At 72.3% G+C, this 17,212-nt stretch carries 13 protein-coding genes; 7 read left to right on the top strand and 6 right to left on the bottom strand.

The genetic code is table 11. The annotated features are described in order from the left end of the window. Positions 1-268 precede the first annotated feature (268 nt). Positions 269-2,848, bottom strand: a complete 2,580-nt coding sequence (gene pepN, locus JS756_RS19965; RefSeq protein ID WP_205384486.1) for an aminopeptidase N — start codon at positions 2,846-2,848, stop codon at positions 269-271. Positions 2,849-3,151: 303 nt separating this feature from the next. Between pepN and JS756_RS19960 the strand changes: the two genes are divergently transcribed. Further along, the gene (locus JS756_RS19960; RefSeq protein ID WP_205384485.1) at positions 3,152-3,790 is read left to right on the top strand and encodes a mycothiol-dependent nitroreductase Rv2466c family protein; all 639 of its coding nucleotides are present in this window, start codon (positions 3,152-3,154) and stop codon (positions 3,788-3,790) included. A 102-nt stretch (positions 3,791-3,892) separates the two neighbouring features. Here the strand turns inward: JS756_RS19960 and JS756_RS19955 are convergent, their stop codons facing one another. Both JS756_RS19955 and JS756_RS19950 read right to left on the bottom strand, forming a co-directional pair. Continuing rightward, positions 3,893-4,567 (bottom strand): superoxide dismutase, encoded by a 675-nt coding sequence (locus JS756_RS19955; protein WP_205384484.1) that lies wholly within the window; start codon positions 4,565-4,567, stop codon positions 3,893-3,895. A 121-nt stretch (positions 4,568-4,688) separates the two neighbouring features. Then, positions 4,689-6,062, bottom strand: coding sequence for an amino acid permease (locus JS756_RS19950; protein WP_205384483.1), 1,374 nt, complete (start codon positions 6,060-6,062; stop codon positions 4,689-4,691). A 353-nt stretch (positions 6,063-6,415) separates the two neighbouring features. Here JS756_RS19950 and JS756_RS19945 point away from each other — a divergent pair, with 353 nt between their 5' ends. Continuing rightward, positions 6,416-7,039 (top strand): biotin transporter BioY, encoded by a 624-nt coding sequence (locus JS756_RS19945; protein ID WP_205384482.1) that lies wholly within the window; start codon positions 6,416-6,418, stop codon positions 7,037-7,039. 120 nt (positions 7,040-7,159) lie between these two features. Here the strand turns inward: JS756_RS19945 and JS756_RS19940 are convergent, their stop codons facing one another. Beyond that, positions 7,160-7,879 carry an LPXTG cell wall anchor domain-containing protein gene (locus tag JS756_RS19940; RefSeq protein WP_205384481.1) on the bottom strand — a complete coding sequence of 240 codons (720 nt, stop codon included), beginning with the start codon at positions 7,877-7,879 and terminating at the stop codon, positions 7,160-7,162. A 251-nt stretch (positions 7,880-8,130) separates the two neighbouring features. Here JS756_RS19940 and JS756_RS36870 point away from each other — a divergent pair, with 251 nt between their 5' ends. After that, positions 8,131-10,734 carry a serine/threonine-protein kinase gene (locus JS756_RS36870; RefSeq protein WP_307790812.1) on the top strand — a complete coding sequence of 868 codons (2,604 nt, stop codon included), beginning with the start codon at positions 8,131-8,133 and terminating at the stop codon, positions 10,732-10,734. Between the two features lie 202 nt (positions 10,735-10,936). Here the strand turns inward: JS756_RS36870 and JS756_RS19930 are convergent, their stop codons facing one another. Next, the gene (locus JS756_RS19930; protein WP_205384480.1) at positions 10,937-12,400 is read right to left on the bottom strand and encodes an amino acid permease; all 1,464 of its coding nucleotides are present in this window, start codon (positions 12,398-12,400) and stop codon (positions 10,937-10,939) included. Between the two features lie 206 nt (positions 12,401-12,606). On the opposite strand from JS756_RS19930, the gene JS756_RS19925 reads away from it, so the two are divergent. Then, positions 12,607-13,095 carry a ribose-5-phosphate isomerase gene (locus JS756_RS19925; RefSeq protein ID WP_205384479.1) on the top strand — a complete coding sequence of 163 codons (489 nt, stop codon included), beginning with the start codon at positions 12,607-12,609 and terminating at the stop codon, positions 13,093-13,095. Between the two features lie 34 nt (positions 13,096-13,129). After that, positions 13,130-13,939 carry an Fpg/Nei family DNA glycosylase gene (locus JS756_RS19920; RefSeq protein ID WP_205384478.1) on the top strand — a complete coding sequence of 270 codons (810 nt, stop codon included), beginning with the start codon at positions 13,130-13,132 and terminating at the stop codon, positions 13,937-13,939. A 156-nt stretch (positions 13,940-14,095) separates the two neighbouring features. On the opposite strand, the gene JS756_RS19915 is transcribed toward JS756_RS19920, so the two are convergent. Beyond that, positions 14,096-15,352, bottom strand: a complete 1,257-nt coding sequence (locus tag JS756_RS19915) for a GNAT family N-acetyltransferase (protein WP_205384477.1) — start codon at positions 15,350-15,352, stop codon at positions 14,096-14,098. 162 nt (positions 15,353-15,514) lie between these two features. Between JS756_RS19915 and JS756_RS19910 the strand changes: the two genes are divergently transcribed. Together JS756_RS19910 and JS756_RS19905 are read left to right on the top strand one after the other, a co-directional pair. Next, on the top strand, positions 15,515-16,693 hold the full coding sequence (locus tag JS756_RS19910) for a PP2C family protein-serine/threonine phosphatase (RefSeq protein WP_205384476.1): 1,179 nt from the start codon (positions 15,515-15,517) through the stop codon (positions 16,691-16,693). Between the two features lie 50 nt (positions 16,694-16,743). Then, on the top strand, positions 16,744-17,211 hold the full coding sequence (locus JS756_RS19905) for an HD domain-containing protein (RefSeq protein WP_205384475.1): 468 nt from the start codon (positions 16,744-16,746) through the stop codon (positions 17,209-17,211). Position 17,212 lies beyond the last annotated feature (1 nt).

Genomic DNA, 17,212 nt, shown 5'->3' with positions numbered 1-17,212 from the left:
TGAGGACGAGCCTGCCCTGAAGGACGGGTGTTCGGATGCCGAGGAGGTGCGGAAACCCCTGGTCCGTTCGGGTGGGGCCAGGGGTTACGGTCCCGATTGCCCGTATTCGGTAACGGCTACCCCGCGCCGAAGCTCAGGCCAAGGCTTGGGTGGTCCGTGGCTTGGCCGGGCCCGCGTCCCGCCGCGCCCGGGTCCCGCCCCGGGGCAGGCCCCCGCCGCGGCGGTCGACCGCCCGTCACCACGGGGCCCGGCGCGTCGGGCCGCCCGTTCAGGTGCCCGCCTCCGTGTCGCACGCCTGTCCGCGCAGTGCCCGGGACAGGTCGTCGCGGGCCTCCAGCACCAGGCGGCGCAGGGCCGGGGCGGCCTGCTCGTGAGACGTGAGCCAGGCGTCCGCCGAGGCCAGGGTCCCGGGGGAGTCCTGGAGTGCGGGGAAGAGGCCGTCCACCACGTCCATGCCGATCTGGATCGACCGCTGCGCCCACACCCGCTCGATCGCCGCGAAGTACTTCTCGGCGTACGGGGCGATCAGTTCCCGCTGCGACGGCTGGGTGAAGCCCGCGATCGTCGCCTCGGTGAGCGCGTTGGACAGCGCGTCGGACTCCACGACCTGCGCCCATGCCTGCGCCTTGACGGCGGCCGAGGGGCGGGCGGCCAGGCACCGGACCTGGTGGCGCTTGCCGGAGGCGGTGTCGTCGCGGGCCAGTTCCGCCGCCAGCGCCTGCTCGTCGGCCACTCCGTGTGCCGCCAGCGGCTCCAGGAACGCCCACCGCAGCTCCTGGTCGACCTCCAGCCCGTCGATCTTCTCGGTGCCGTCCAGCAGGGCCCGCAGCAGCCCCAGGTCGGCCCGGTCGGACGCCGTCGTGGCGAAGAAGCGCGCCCAGGCCAGCTGGTGCTCGCTTCCCGGCGCGGCCTGCCGCAGCTCCCGCAGCGCGCCCTCGGCCAGCAGCCGCCCGCCCGTCTCGCGCCAGGCCGGGGCCGCGTAGCGGACGACTGCCGAGTCCGCCCAGGCGTGCAGCATCTGCAGCACGCCGATGTCGGACTCGCGGCCCGCGAACCGCAGCACCAGGGCGACGAAGTCACGCGCCGGCAGCAGCGCGTCCCGTGTCAGGTTCCACAGCGCCGACCAGCACAGCGCGCGGGCCAGCGGGTCGGTGATGTCGCCCAGGTGGGCGCGCAGGGTCGCCAGCGACGTCTCGTCGAAGCGGACCTTGCAGTACGTCAGGTCGTCGTCGTTGACCAGCACCAGGTCCGGCGCCTCGGTCCCGGCCAGATCCGCCACCACGGTCCGCGCGCCCTGAACGTCCGTCTCCGTGTGCGCGTACCGCTCCAGCGTCCCGCCGGCGGTCCGCCGGTACAGGCCCACCGCCACCCGGTGCGGACGCAGCTCGGGGTGGCTCTCGGGAGCCTCCTGGACGACCGCCAGCTCCGCCATCCGTCCCTCGCCGTCCAGTAGCACCTGCGGGGTCAGCGCGTTGACGCCGGCCGTCTGCAGCCAGGAGCGTGCCCACGCGGCCATGTCGCGTCCGCTGGTCTCCTCCAACACCGACAGCAGGTCGCCCAGGCGGGTGTTGCCGTAGGCGTGCCGCTTGAAGTAGCGCCGTGCGCCCTCCAGGAACGCGTCCTGGCCGACGTACGCCACCAGCTGCTTCAGGGCGGAGGCGCCCTTGGCGTAGGTGATGCCGTCGAAGTTCAGCTTGGCGTCCTGCAGATCGCGGATGTCGGCCGTGACCGGGTGCGTGGAAGGCAGCTGGTCGGCCCGGTAGGCCCAGGCCTTGCGGCGGTTGGCGAAGGTGATCCAGCCGTCGGTGAAGCGGGTGGCGCCGACCAGTGAGAAGGAGCCCATGAAATCGGCGAAGGACTCCTTCAGCCACAGGTCGTCCCACCACTCCATGGTGACCAGGTCGCCGAACCACATGTGCGCCATCTCGTGCAGGACGACGTTGGCCCGCGCCTCGTACGAGGCCTGCGTCACCTTGCCGCGGAAGATGTACTCCTCGCGGAAGGTGACCAGGCCCGGGTTCTCCATCGCGCCCAGGTTGTACTCGGGCACGAACGCCTGGTCGTACTTCCCGAACGGGTACGGGTAGTCGAAGTGGTCGTGGAAGAAGTCCAGGCCCTGCTTGGTGACGAGGAAGACGTCGTCGGCGTCGAAGTAGGGGGCCAGGCCCTTGCGGCACATGGCGCCGAGGGGGATCTCCAGCCGGGTGCCGTCGGCCAGCACGCGCTCGTAGGAGTCCGTCACGTAGTGGTACGGACCCGCCACCACGCACGTGATGTACGTCGAGATCGGCTTCGTCTCCGCGAACCGCCAGACGCCGTCGGCGGTCCGGCCCGCGCCGTTGCTCCACACCGTCCAGTCCTCCGGCGCCCGTACCTCGAAGCGGAAGGGGGCCTTGAGGTCGGGCTGCTCGAAGTTGGCGAAGACGCGGCGGGAGTCGGCCGGCTCGTACTGCGTGTAGAGGTAGACCTCGCCGTCCTCCGGGTCGACGAAGCGGTGCAGGCCCTCGCCGGTGCGGGAGTAGGCGCACTGGGCGTCGACGACCAGTTCGTTCTCGGCCGCCAGGTCCTCCAGCAGGATGCGGGAGCCGTCGAAGACCTCGCCGGGGTCGAGGTCCTTGCCGTTGAGTGTGACGGCGGTCACCCGGGGCGCGATCAGGTCGGCGAAGCTGCTCGCGCCGGGTTCGTTGCAGCGGAAGCGGACGACGGACACCGAGCGGAACGTGCGCGGTCCGTCGCCCTCGTGCTCGCCGAGGGCGGAGCGCAGGTCGAGGGACACCTCGTACCCGTCGACGGACAGCAGTGCGGCCCGCTCCCGGGCCTCGTCACGGGACAGGTTCTCACCGGGCACGGGCGGTCTCCCTCAGGACGTCTCGGATGCTGAACAGGACCGATCCTGCCATGTGCCCCTGACGCGCCACAGCAGGGACCGGCGCCGGAGCCGGGCGGCCGGGGGTGCGGTGGAAGGCGAGTGGGGAGGGTGGGGAGAGGGAGCGTGGGTCCAGGGGAGAGGGGGAGCGGGAGGGTCTGGTGGGGTTTGAGCGGGCTGTGCGGAGAGTGGCGGGGACGGAGGCGGGAATGGGCGGGGAGGGCGCAGGTGTTCCCCAGAGTGTTGAACGGTGAACCATCGACCCCTTTCTGTCGAGGAGAGCACATGTCGGACAAGACCCCCGTCGACTTCTGGTTCGACCCCCTGTGCCCGTGGGCGTGGATGACGTCGCGTTGGGTGCTGGAGGTGGAGAAGGTCCGCGACATCGAGGTCCGCTGGCATGTGATGAGCCTCGCCGTCCTCAACGAGGACAAGCTGGACGAACTGCCCGAGGCGTACCGGGAGATGCTGGCCACCCAGGCCTGGGGTCCGGTCCGCGTCGTCATCGCCGCGCAGGAGGAGCACGGACCCGAGGTCCTCGGCGACCTCTACACCGCGCTCGGCACCCGCATCCACAACCAGGGCATGGGCCCGGAGAAGGGCGCCGTCGCCGCCGCGCTGAAGGACGCGGGCCTGCCCGACTCCCTCCTCGACCACTGGGACTCCACCCCGTACGAGGCGCAGCTGCGCGCCTCGCACAAGGAGGGCATCGACAAGGTCGGCCAGGACGTCGGCACCCCCGTCATCGCGGTGCCCGGTCCGGACGGCGAGCAGATCGCCTTCTTCGGTCCGGTCGTCACTCCCGCCCCCCAGGGCGAGGAGGCGGCCCGCCTGTGGGACGGCGCCCTCGCGGTCGCCTCGGTCCCGGGCTTCTACGAGATCAAGCGCACCCGCACCAAGGGCCCCGACTTCAGCAATCTGTAGGCGTTCGGAGCGCGCGCCCGGGCGGACCGGGAAACCCCCGTGAGGCACGTCCTCACGGGGGCTTCCCTCTCTCCGCCTGCCGCGCGAAGGGTGAGAAGACGATCACGGGGCAGGACGTTCGGGTGCCGGCCGGGGAGCCAGGAGCAGGACGTCCGTGCGGGACCTCGCCGCCGCGAGGCGACGGCCGACGTCCTGCCAGTTGACGACCTGCCACATCGCCTCGACGAAGTCCGCCTTCTGGTTGCGGTACTGGAGGTAGAAGGCGTGCTCCCAGGCGTCGAAGACGAGGAGCGGTGTGGCGCCCTGGCCGACGTTGCCCTGGTGGTCGTAGACCTGCTCGACGATCAGCCGCCCGCTCAGCGGCTCGTGGGCGAGGACTCCCCAGCCCGAGCCCTGGGTGGTCGCGGCGGCCTTCGACAGCTGGGCCCTGAAGGCGGCGAAGGAGCCGAAGGACTCTCTGATCGCCTCCGCCAGCTCACCGACCCCGTCGGCGGCCAGCGGCTCCCCGCCGCCGTCGTTCGGGCCGGTCATGTTCTGCCAGTAGACCGAGTGCAGGATGTGCCCGGACAGATGGAAGGCCAGGTTCTTCTCCAGCCCGCCCAGCGACGCCCACTGCTCCTCCGCCCGCGCCTCGGCCAACTGCTCCAGTGTGTCGTTGGCTCCCTTCACGTAGGCCGCGTGGTGCTTGTCGTGGTGCAGTTCGATGATCTCGGGGCTGATCACCGGGGCGAGGGCGGAGTAGTCGTACGGCAGTTCAGGCAGCGTGTAGACGGGCATGCGGGTCCCCTCCGAGTCCCCGTGGAGACGCCGGGACTCTTGTTGCAAGTGAATTGCAACAACAAGTTAGCAGCAAAAAGCCCCCGTGTGGATCACACGGGGGCCGTCCGCGCGGGCCGCCTCAGCGGCGCGCCCTCTGCCGCACGAAGCCGACGGCCGCGAGGGTCAGCGTCATCGCGCCGGTCGAGTACAACTGCACCCGCGTGCCCGGCTCCCGGGCCATCAGCACGAACACAGCCGCGATGCCGCCCAGTGCGACCCACGTCAGCCACGGGTACCCCCACATGCGCACCACCGGCCCCTCGCCCGCCCCGCGCTCCAGCAGCCTGCGCAGCCGCAGTTGCGCGACCGCGATGAACGCCCACACGACCAGGATCACCGCGCCGATCATGTTCAGCAGCCAGGAGAAGACGTCGTCGGGCCGCCAGTAGCTCAGCAGCACACAGCCGAAGCCCACCGCCGACGAGGTCAGCACGGCCGTCCGTGGGACCCCGCCGGACACCCGCGCCAGCGCCTTCGGCCCCTGCCCGCGCTCCACCAGCGAGTAGGCGATGCGTGAGGAGCCGTAGATGTTCGCGTTCATCGCGCTGAGCAGTGCCACCAGCACCACGACGTTCATCAGCTCGCCGGCACCGGGGATGCCCAGCTCGTCCAGTGCGGCGACGTACGGGCCCTTCTCCACCACGGCGCGGGAGTCCCACGGGACCAGGGTGACGATGACCGCCATCGACCCGACGTAGAACACCGCGATGCGCCACATCGCCGTCCTGACCGCGCTCGCCACGCCCCGGACCGGGTCCTGTGACTCGGCCGCCGCGATGGTGACGGTCTCCAGGCCGCCGTAGGCGAAGACGGAGGCGAGCAGGCCGATCACCAGCCCCTCGCCGCCGTTCGGCAGGAAGTGCGTCAGGTGCGAGGTGCCGGGGGAGTCCGTACCGGGCAGGACCCCCGCGATCGCCAGCACGCCCAGCACCAGGAACAGTGTGATCGCGCCGACCTTCAGGGCGGCGAACCAGAACTCGAACTCGCCGAAGTTCTTCACCGCGGCCAGGTTCGCACCGCAGAAGACGACCATGAACAGCGCCACCCACGCCCACTCCGGCGTGCCCGGCAGCCACCCGGTGACGATGTGCGCGGCGCCGATCCCCTCCAGGCCGACCGCCGTGCACAGCAGCACCCAGAACGACCAGCCGGCGGTGAAGCCCGCCCACGGTCCGATCGCCCTCTCGGCGTGCGCGGAGAAGGATCCCGACGACGGATACGCCGCCGACATCTCACCCAGCATCCGCATCACCAGCATCACCAGAAGGCCGGAGAGGGCGTAGGCGACGACGATCGACGGACCGGCGGCGGCGATCCCCGCGCCGGACCCGACGAACAGGCCCGCGCCGATCACGCCGCCGAGGGCGATCATCGACAGGTGGCGCTGCTTGAGGCCGTGACTGAGCGAGGCGCTCTCCTGGTGCGGAGGCGTCTCTACCGTGGTGCTGTGCATGGGCGCGACTCGTCCCGAAGATCAGAGGGGCAAAACGCCCACAGTCTGGGCGGGCCCCGTCGGCGCGCGGTGGCCGTGACCATCATGCGGACGCCGCGCATGCGGAGGGTGACGCGGTACGTGCACGGTGTGCTTTGGTGGAACCCTACAGTGTGCCCACGGGGTCCTTCGGTGCGCCCGACCACCCGACCTCAGTGACCGGCATCACGCCGTACCGGGTGTAACCCCCATCGGTTGTCGGAAGCCGACCAAGGCCCGGCGTGCCCCTTTGTCGACGGCTGACGGTGATCACGCCGCGGGCGCTGGGATAGCGTCGCGATGTCCCCGACCGCCCCGACCCTTGCGGAGTCCCCATGAGCACCGGTGCCGCCTCCCCCGCCCTTTCCTCCGACCTCGGCTCCGCGCGAACCGGCGGGACCCCCGTCGGCCAGGTCCTCGCCGACCTGATCCCGGCCTCCCGCGTCCGCGACGCCGTGCTCGTGCTGGGTGGCGCCGCCCTCACCGGTCTCGCGGCCCAGATCGCCGTGCCGGTCCCCGGCTCCCCGGTCCCGGTGACCGGTCAGACCTTCGCCGCGCTGCTCGTGGGCACCGCCCTGGGTGCCGGCCGCGGCTTCCTCTCCCTCACCCTGTACGCGCTGGCCGGCATCGCGGGCGTGCCCTGGTTCGCGGGCGGTGCCTCCGGTGCCGCGGCCCCTTCGTTCGGCTACATCCTCGGCATGCTGCTCGCCTCGACGGTGGTGGGCGCGCTGGCCCGCCGCGGCGCCGACCGGAACGTCTGGCGCATGGCGGCCACCATGGTGCTCGGCGAGGCGATCATCTACGCCGTCGGCGTCCCGTACCTCGCCGTCGCCACCGGCATGTCCGCCACCGCGGCGATCGCCGCCGGCCTCACCCCGTTCCTGCTGGGCGACGCCCTGAAGGCCGCCCTGGCGATGGGCGCGCTGCCCACCGCCTGGAAGCTCGTCGACAGGAAGTGACCTCGGGCTCACGCCGACCGCCGAAGGGGCCCGCCGCCTCGTCCCAGGACGACAGCGCGGTGGGCCCCTTCGTCCTGTCCGCCCCACGCGGACCCGTCGAGCCCCCCGGCGCGACCGACGTCACACCTGCCCGGGCCTGCGCCGCTGCGACCACCACAGCCCCGCCGCCCCGGCAGCCACCAGACCGGCCCCGGCCGCACCGAGCGGCAGCACGTCGCGGCCCACGCCCGTCTTCGGCAACGCGTCGCCGCCCGGGGCGACGGGCTTGTTGTCGGTGCCGAGGAGCAGCGGGGTCGCGGGCGCGTTCGGAGACGGGTTCGTCGTGCCGAACGGCACCGGGCCCTGCTGCCAGAACGTCTTCTTCCCGTCGCTCGTCTGCACGGGAAGGCAGATCTTCCCCGCCTTGCCCAGGTCGTACGTCGCGTCGACGTCGTACGACTTCGACGCGCCGGCCGCGAGCTTTCCGACCGGGCAGCTGAAGCCGCTGTTCGACCCCTTTGGCAGATCTTTTGCGGCGATGGCCGCGCAGCCCTGCACGGAATGGACTTCGAGGCCGTCGAAACCGACCACCAGAAGTCGGATGTCTTCGCTGTCCTTGGTCCCCTCGTTCTTCACGGTGGCCGTGATCGCCGTTTTGTGCGAGCTGTTGTCGACCGAGATCTTCTCGGGCAGCAGCGTGGTGATCTGTACGCCCGCCGGCGCCTTGTCGACGACTTTTCCTCCCTTGCCGCTTCCGGGTTGCTGGTCATCGGCGTGCGCGGTGAAGGAGAGGATCATCACCGCGGAGAAAGATGCCATGGCCAGCGATCCCGTGATCGCCGTCGTGCGACGAGAACTCATGTTCGTCCCCCTTGCGTCCCCCTGGACTGCGCCTGAATTCGCAGTACTTGAAGAGGTACCACAAGATTTCTCCGCACTATGCTGGTACGGCACGAACTGTGGCCATTGTGTTTCAGTAGGGGCGGTCGTCGAGGGGGTGCGGCGCATTGGCGGGAAACGCGGGAAACGCGGGAAATTCAGGAAACGCGGGAAACGCGGGAAACGCGGGTGGCGGCGGAAACGCGAGCCGGGGCGGTGTGCCCGGGGCGCAGGTGGCCGGACGCTATCGGCTGGTCGAGAGCATCGGGCAGGGGGGAATGGGCCGGGTGTGGCGGGCGGTCGACGAGGTGCTCGACCGCCTGGTCGCCGTGAAGGAGATGCGCATCGACGGCCTCGACACCGAGGACACCCGGACCCGGCGCGAGCGCACCCTGCGCGAGGCCAGGGCCACCGCCCGCATCGACCACCCCAACGTCGTCCGCGTCTACGACGTCGTCGACGAGGGCGAGCGCCTGTGGATCGTCATGGAGTTGGTCACGGGACGCTCCCTTGACCGGATCATGGCCGATGAGGGAGCACTCGGCCCGCGCGCCACCGCCCGCATCGGGCTCGGACTCGTCGCGGCACTCCGTCAGGTCCACGCGCGGGGGGTGCTCCACCGCGACATCAAGCCCGGCAACGTCCTGGTCGACGCCGACGCGGACCGGGCGGTCCTCACGGACTTCGGCATCGCCGCGATCCAGGACGCCAAGGCGCTCACCATGGTCGGCATGCTGGTCGGCTCGCCCGACTACATGGCTCCCGAGCGCGTCACGGGCCGTGTCCAGGGCCCGCCGTCCGACGTGTGGTCCCTCGGTGCGACGCTGTGCGCGGCCCTGGCGGGCCGGTCCCCCTTCTCCCGCGAGACGACCCTCGCCACCCTCCACGCCGTGCTCTACGAAGAGCCCGAGATCCCCGCCACGGCGGGACCCCTGGCGGGCATCCTGACCGCCCTGCTGCAGAAGGAGCCGGAGGCCCGCCCCGGTCTGGCCCGCCTGGAGTCGACCCTGCACCTGGTCGCCTTCCCCCCGCCGCCCCCGACACTGCCGGCGCCGCCCGGACTCGGCGGGGCGGCGGGCGAGCGGCCGGAGCGCGGCGAGGGGCGCCAGGGCTCCGGGCCTGCGGAGGCGGAGGGAACCGAGGGGGCGGCGGGGGCCGCCGGGGCCCTGGACGGCCCCGGCGACCGGGGTGTGCCGCGTGCGCCGAGTGCGGCGGGCGGACCGGACGCGCCGAGTGCGGCGGGCGGACCGGACGCCCCGAGCGGCACGGACGGTGCGGGGCGCGCGGTGAACACGGGAGTTGCGGAGGCCGCCGGAGACCAGGGCGGCACGGGGACCTCGGGAGGCGTGGAGGCCGGTGGGCCCGCGCGGGACTCGGGGACGACGTCCTGCGGTGACGTGGGAGAGGCGCCCTCCGGGGGCCTGGGTGCCACCGGCCCGACGGGGTCCACGGCACCCGCGGGTGCGTCGGGCCCCGTGCCGATGCCGCCCCGGGCGGAAGCGCCCGCACCCGCCGAGCGGTCCCGGCCGGACGAGGAGCCCGCGCCCGTCTCCCTGGACGCCGCCGGCGTCCCCCCGCCGCCCGATCCGCGGCAGCCGCACTCCCGGCCGGAGCCGGGGAGCGGCCCGGAGCGGGTGCAGGACGCGATACCCGGGCGGCACGGCCCCCGGACCAGCCGTCCGGCACCGGCGGGCGCGGATCCGTCATCGCGGACCCGCTCCACCCCGGACGGCTCGGCGCATCCGCTTGCGGGACCGCCGTCCGCCGGGAGCCCGGCTGCCGCGGCACCGGCCGACCCACCGCCCCCGGCCACCGGCCCCCCCTCCTCCACACCCGCCACCTCTCCCGCGTCCACCACTCCCACTCCCGGGTCCGCCGCCCGCGCTCCGGGCCCGTCCGTACCCGCACCTTTCGTCCCGCCCGCCGAAGACCCGGGCGGGAGCAGCCTGGAGACACATCCGCCCACGGGGCCGGTCCACCACGCTCCACCCACCGGTCCCCGCCCCCGTCCCGGGCCGGGGCCCGGTGTCTCCCTCACCCGAGCACCCGCCCGGAGCGAACGGCGTCCCGTCCCCACCCGCCGGGCCTCTCTTCCGCCGTCCGCGCCGGGCAGCCACCCGGCCCCGCCCCCGGGCGAACCGCCCGGCCCCGCGGTCCCCGCCGATCCCGGGCGCGGGCGGCGCCGCACGGCCCTGATCGCAGCGGTGGGCGTGGTCGCGGCCGGGGCGGTCGCGGCGATCGTGCTGCCGGCGACGGGCGGACCGGACGGCCGGGCGGGCGCCCCCGCCTCTACGCCGCCGGTCACGTCAGCCGCCCCTTCGGGGGAGTTCCCGTCGCCGTCGCCGTCGCCGTCGCCGTCGCCGGATCCGGGCAACTCCGCGCCCACTGTGGCGGGTACCTCCAGGCCGCCGAGCCTGCCCCCGGGTGCGCACGAGGAGGCCGGCGGGTACGCGTGGGCGACGCCCGCGGGATGGCGCCGGGACGTGAAGACGGGCTCCGAGGTGCACTACACGTCCCCGGACGGCAGCCAGGAACTGGCGGCCAAGTCCTCCCTGGCCCGGGGCAACCTGATGGAGACCTGGCAGCGGTCGGAACAGAACGCCCACCAGGGCCGCGACTACGTGAAGATCCGCCTGGAGGAGACGACGTACCGCGGCCACCCGGCCGTCGTGTGGGAGTACACCTTCACCCTGGACGGCATCCCCTGGCACGCCCGCCTGCTCGGCTTCGACGCGGGCGGCAAGTCCTACCAGGTGAACACCTGGTACCAACCGGGCGCCGGGAACCGGGCGCTGATGGTCTACGAGCAGGTGAAGGAGAGCTTCACGGTCCTGTAGGCGGGGCGGAGCGAGGAGAAGGAAGGCAGGAAGGCAGGAAGGCAGAGGTGGAGGCAAGAGGGCACAGACGGAAGCACGAAGGAAGCAAAGGAAGCAAGGGAGAGGCAAGAGGGATGAGAAGAAGGACAGAAGGGGGAAGAGGCCCCGCGTTGCGGGACGCCTTCCCCCTCCTGTCCGTCGTTTCCCGGGACGGACCGGCGCGTCAGTCGGCCGGGATCTCCTCCCGGGAACGGGACGTGGCCACCCGGGCCTTGACCACCGCGACGACGAGGACGATCGCCGCCACGAGCAGGGACAGGAGCACCGTCTCCCGGCCGTCGTGCTCGGTGTCCGTGAGCATGTAGCCGAGGACGAACACGATGAGCCCGGCGGCGGCCCAGGTCAGGTACGGGTAGAGCCACATCCGCACCACGAGCTTCTCGGGCGCCTCCCGCTGGATGATCCTCCGCATCCGCAGCTGCGAGAAGCAGATCACGAGCCAGACGAAGAGGGCGACGGCACCGGAGGAGTTGACGAGGAACAGGAAGACGGTGTCGGGGAACTTGTAGTTGAAGAACACGGCGGCGAAGCCGAAGACGACCGAGACCAGGATGGCCGTCCGGGGCACACCGCGGCCGGTGGTCCGGGCGAACGCCTTCGGGGCGTCGCCCCGCTCGCCGAGCGAGAAGGCCATCCGGGACGCCGTGTAGAGCCCGGAGTTGAGGCAGGACAGCACCGACGTCAGCACGATGAAGTTCATGATCTGTCCGGCGTGCGCGATACCGAGGGAGTCGAGGGCGGCGGCGTAGGAGCCCTCGTCCCGGATGGCCTTGTCGTTCCACGGCAGCAGCGACACGACGACGAGGATCGACCCCAGGTAGAACACGCCGATGCGCCAGATGATGCTGTTGGTCGATTTGGTGACGGCCCGCTGCGGGTCCTCCGACTCGCCGGCTGCGAGGGTCGCGATCTCGCTGCCCATGAAGGAGAAGACGACGAGCAGCACGCCGGTCAGGACGGCGCCGGGCCCGTTGGGCAGGAAGCCGCCGTGGGCGGTCAGGTTGGACAGGCCGGCCTTGTCGCTGTCGACGCCGGGCAGCACACCGAACACGGCCAGGCCGCCGACGACGATGAACGCGCCGATCGCGACGACCTTGATGCCGGCGAACCAGAACTCGAACTCGCCGTAGGAGCCCACGGAGACGAGGTTGGTGGCGGTGAGGACCAGCATCACGATCAGGGCCCAGCCCCACTGCGGGACGGCGGGGATCCACCCTTCGAGGATCTTGGCGCCGGCGGTCGCCTCGACGGCGAGGACGACGACCCAGAAGAACCAGTAGAGCCAGCCGATGGAGAACCCGGCCCAGGGCCCGAGCGCGCGGTCGGCGTGTGCGGAGAAGGAGCCGGAGGTCGGATCGGCCGCGGACATCTCGCCCAGCATCCGCATCACCAGCACCACGAGCGTGCCGACGAGGGCGTAGGAGAGGAGGATGCCGGGGCCGGCGGTGGCGATACCGGAGCTGGAGCCGACGAAGAGGCCGGCGCCGATCACACCTCCGATGGCGATCATCGACAGGTGACGGTTCTTGAGTCCTGCCTGAAGGCCGGAGCCGGTGCCGGAGCCACCGGCTTCGCCGGGGCTTCCATGGCCACCTTGGGCCTCGGTCAGGGTCGGCTGCGAGGTCATGGACGGAATTCCTTTGCGCCGCTTGATCGGTGTGCCGTACGAGCGGTGTACGGGCGCGGACCAGTGAATCTGAGGTAACGCTATTCGAAAACCTTTGAATCCTGATCGTTATTTGAGGTTTTCCTGAGGTTCTTTGGCTGGACTTGGATGTTGTGGGCCGAGAACCCGACGCTGCCGCCGCGCGCGCCGCATGTCACACTCATCCCATGCGCGTGTATCTCGGCTCGGACCATGCCGGCTTCGAACTCAAGAACCACCTCGTCGAGTGGCTGAAGGCCGCGGGCCACGACCCCGTGGACTGCGGTCCCCACATCTACGACGCCCAGGACGACTACCCGCCGTTCTGCCTCCGCGCCGCCGAGCGGGCCGCCGCGGACTCCGATGCCCTCGGCATCGTGATCGGCGGCTCCGGCAACGGCGAGCAGATCGCCGCGAACAAGGTCAAGGGAGTGCGGGCCGCACTCGCCTGGAGCGAGGAGACGGCGTCGCTCGGCCGCCAGCACAACAACGCCAACGTCGTCGCCGTCGGCGCGCGCATGCACACCGTCGAGGAGGCGACCAAGTTCGTCGAGATCTTCCTCAACACGCCCTTCTCCGGCGACGAGCGCCATGTGCGCCGCATCGACATGCTGTCCGCGTACGAGACCACGGGCGAGCTTCCCCCGATCCCGGCGCACCACCCGCAGCAGGACTGACAGCGCCCTGCCGGGGCGGGAAGGAACAGCAGCCGTGCCAGAGGGGCACACGATCCACCGGCTGGCGTACGACTACGCCGGCCGCTTCTCCGGCACGGCCCCGCGGGTGACCAGCCCCCAGGGCAAGTTCTCCGACGCCGCCGACCTGCTCGACGGTGCGCCGCTCACCGCCACCGAGGCCCACGGCAAGCACCTCTTCCTCCGCTTCCGCGAGGCCGACTGGGTCCATATCCACCTCGGCCTGTTCGGCAAGGTCACCATCGGTGACGCCCCGGCACCGCCGCCCACCGACACCGTCCGCCTCCGCCTGGCGAACCGGACGGCGTACGCCGATCTGCGCGGGCCCACCACCTGCGCCCTGATCACCGGAGCCGAGAAGCAGGCGATACACGACCGCCTCGGCCCGGACCCGCTGCGCGAGGACGCCGACCCGGCCGTCGCCTACCGCAGGATCTCCCGCAGCCGCACGACCGTCGCCGCCCTGCTGATGGACCAGAAGGTCGTCGCCGGAGTCGGCAACGTCTACCGTGCCGAGGTGCTCTTCCGGCACGGCGTCGACCCCTACCGGGCCGGCCGGTCCCTCACCCCCGCCGAGTGGGAGGCGATCTGGGCCGACCTGGCCGATCTGATGCGCGAGGGCGTACGGCTGAACCGCATCGACACCGTCCGGCCGGAACACACCCCGGAGGCGATGGGCCGCCCGCCCCGCGTCGACGACCACGGCGGCGAGGTGTACGTCTACCGTCGGGCCGCCCGCCCCTGCCACATCTGCGGCGGCGAGATCCGCACCGCCGGCCTCGCCGCCCGCAACCTCTTCTGGTGCCCCACCTGCCAGTCCGGCTGACGCCCCGCGCGGGCGCACGGAGCGCTCACGGTGGCCGTGCGCGTACCGGCCCGCCTGCCGACGCCCCGCGCGGGCGCACGGAGCTCCGCCCGCCCCCGCACGCGGCGCCCCACCCGGCGGACGTCTCCCGGTCACGGCACCAGTGCCGCCGCGGCCCTAGAAACCGTGCGGCAGCCACGGTGCCACCGCCGACCCGAACCCCACGGCCGCCTCCTGCACCGCGCCCTGCCGCAACTCCCGTACCCGTCCGGCCGCCGCGAGCGACGCCAGTGAGACGCCGCCGAGATACGCCGCGCCCAACTCCCGCACGGACAAGGAGAGATCCGGGGTGTCCCGGGTCCGCTCGCAGGACGCCCCCTTCGGGTCGCCGGACAGCCGCCAACGCCCCTCGTTCCAGGGGCAGAACGCGTCCTCGACGTCCACCACCACATCCACCGGCGCCTGGTAGGTGCGCGCCGCCAGCGCCGCACCGACGTCCACCAGCCGCAGGTGCAGCCCGTCCCGCAGCCGCGGGAGGCACCGCCGGATGTCCGACACCCGGTGCTGCCATGCCTCGTCCACCGGCCGCCCGCGCACCTGCAGGGTCGTCATCAGGTCGATGCCGAACAGGAACCGCCACAGCGCCGCCTCCGCCGCCGGATCGAGCCCGGCCAGCTCCTTCAGCGCCACCGTGCCGTCGTGCCCGCTGACGCCCCACCCCATCCGGGTCCGGAACCGGGCGTACCCCACGACCTCGCCGTCCCGCTCGGCGACCACGCACTGCAGCGCCGACGCGCCGTCCCGCGCGCTCTCCGGATCCAGCAGCCCGAGCCGCTCCCAACCGGGCCGGTGCCGGGCCAGCATCCCGGGCCGCCGGGTCACCACGCGGGCGTACACCGCCTCGCAGGCGTCGAGGACGTCGGCGGGCTCCGCGTACCGCAGCCGTACGCCGTCGGTGCCGGCCGGCACCGACAGCGACACCCGAGCGGTGTCGATCTCGGCGCTGACCTCGTACGACGCGGCGGCGTACCCGAACCGGCCGTAGATCGCGGGCTCGGAGGCGGTCAGCACCGCCAGCGGCTCCCCCCATCCGCGGACGTCGTCCAGTTGCCGTCGCATCATCGACGTCAGCACTCCGCGCCGGCGGTGCGTCGCGGCCACACTCACCGCGGTGATGCCCGCCGTCGGTACCACGGCCCCGCCCGGGACGGTCATCCGGAAGGAGAACGCCCCCGCCGTCCCCACGACGGCGTCCCCGTCCCAGGCCCCGATGAACCGGTCGAGCTCGGAGAGCGCCCGCCACAGCGCGCGCTCCTCGGCCGTCTCCACCACTCCGCCGAAGGCGCGGAGCAAGTTGTCGTACCACGGGTCCCAGTCGTCCTTCTGCAACACTCGCAGGTCAGCCCGGGGATCCGCCGTCCAGTCAGTCGCCATGGGCCATGCCTATCAGCATCATTACGGGCGATCCAGCGAATTTCACCCTCACCGCGGTGCGGCGGCCCGGGGTGCAGTTCACTGGGGAGGCGAACCCCGGACGGGGGACAAGTGGGACCTCCCGTGCCAAGCAGCCGGTCGGATGGATAGGGTCCCGAACTAATGGCAGCAGGACGAGGACGGCGTGCAGCCGGCGAGACGTTCACGGCCCGGTGGAAGATGCAGTGGCACCGGGCCCGCGTCGGCGTGCGCCGGGCCGCGGTGGACTACTTCCGCGGCGACGGCTCGGACTGGATCGCCCTGGCCGGTCTCTTCCTCACCATCCCGCTGATCGCGAGCCTGACCCTGGCCGACCCGGTGTGGTGCTCCCCGGCCGCGCTGGTGCTGCCGATCGTCGCGGGCGGTCTCCTGCTGCGTCCGGCCAGCCTGCTCGGCCTGTACGCGGCCGCGGCCACCGCGCTGATCGTGGAGTCGGTGCGGCTCGGGCCGTACACCCAGGGATCGTCCCGGGTCACGCCCGGCGTCGTACTGGTGGTCGCCGCCTGCGGGTTCGTCGGCCTGCTGATCGCCCAGTTCCGCAGCCGGGTCGGGGTGCCCTGGAGACGCGGCGGCACCATGCTGTTCGACCTGCGTGAACGCATCCGCGTGCAGAGCAAGCTGCCCCGGCTGCCCCGCAGCTGGCACCACGAGATGGCACTGCGCCCGGCCGGCGGGCAGTCCTTCTCCGGCGACTTCGTGGTCGCCGCGCGCACCGGCGGCGGCCGTACCCTCGAAGTCGTCCTCACCGATGTTTCGGGCAAGGGCATGGATGCGGGCTCCCGCGCCCTGCTGCTGTCCGGCGCGTTCGGCGGCCTCCTGGGAAGCCTGCCTCCGCACGCCTTTCTGCCCGCCGCCAACGGCTATCTGCTCCGCCAGGAGTGGGAGGAGGGCTTCGCCACCTCCATCCACCTGGTCCTGGACCTCGACTCGGGCGACTACGAGCTGTACTCCGCGGGCCATCCCCCCGGCCTCCAGCTCAGCGCCGGCAGCGGCCGCTGGGAGGAGAAGGCGGCGGAGGGGCCGTTGCTGGGTGTGTACGACGGAGCCCAGTTCGACCCGGTCAAGGGCTCCCTGCGCCCCGGTGACGTCCTGATGCTGTTCACCGACGGCCTCGTCGAGACCTCCGACCGGGACATCGTCGAGGGCATCGACCGCCTCACCGGCGAGGCCGACCGCTATGTCACCGGTGGCTTCCACGGCGCCGCCTGGCACCTGATCGAGGCGGTGGCCAAGGACGTCAACGACGACCGCGCGCTGCTGCTGATCTGCCGCGAGGGGCCCACGGCGACCGCGGTGCGGTGAGAACCGCCGGCGACTCGGCGCGGCCCGCCCGCCGCTGCCACACTGACGACATGACCGAGCCCGAGTCCGTCCTGTCCCCGGCCCAGGTGGAGGCCGTCGCCCGCGCCGCCCACGAGGGCCTCACGGACAAGGCGGGACGGCCCTACGCCGAGCATCTGCGGGCCGTCGCCGACGGCGTGCGGGCCCGGGGCGGCGACGCCGAGCAGATCGCGGCGGCCTGGCTGCACGACGCGGTCGAGGACGACGCCCTCAGCGCACAATGGCTGGACCGAGCGGCCCTGACCCGGCGCACGAAGGACATCGTGCGCGCGCTCACCCGGCAGCCGGCGGAACTCCCGGAGGCCTACGCGCAGCGGATCCTCGACACCCCGGGAGCCCTCCTGGTGAAGGAGGCCGACCTGGCGCACAACGCCGACCCGGTCCGGCTCGCCGCCCTCGACCCGGCCACCCGCACCCGGCTGACCGCCAAGTACGTCCGTATGCGGGCCCTCCTCGGCCTGGCACCTGACGCGGACTGAG

The organism is Streptomyces actuosus (assembly GCF_016921115.1).
Taxonomy (GTDB): Bacteria; Actinomycetota; Actinomycetes; order Streptomycetales; family Streptomycetaceae; genus Streptomyces; species Streptomyces actuosus_A.
Note: the sequence above shows the minus strand (reverse complement) of the source record. Positions and strands in the feature narration are given on the sequence as shown.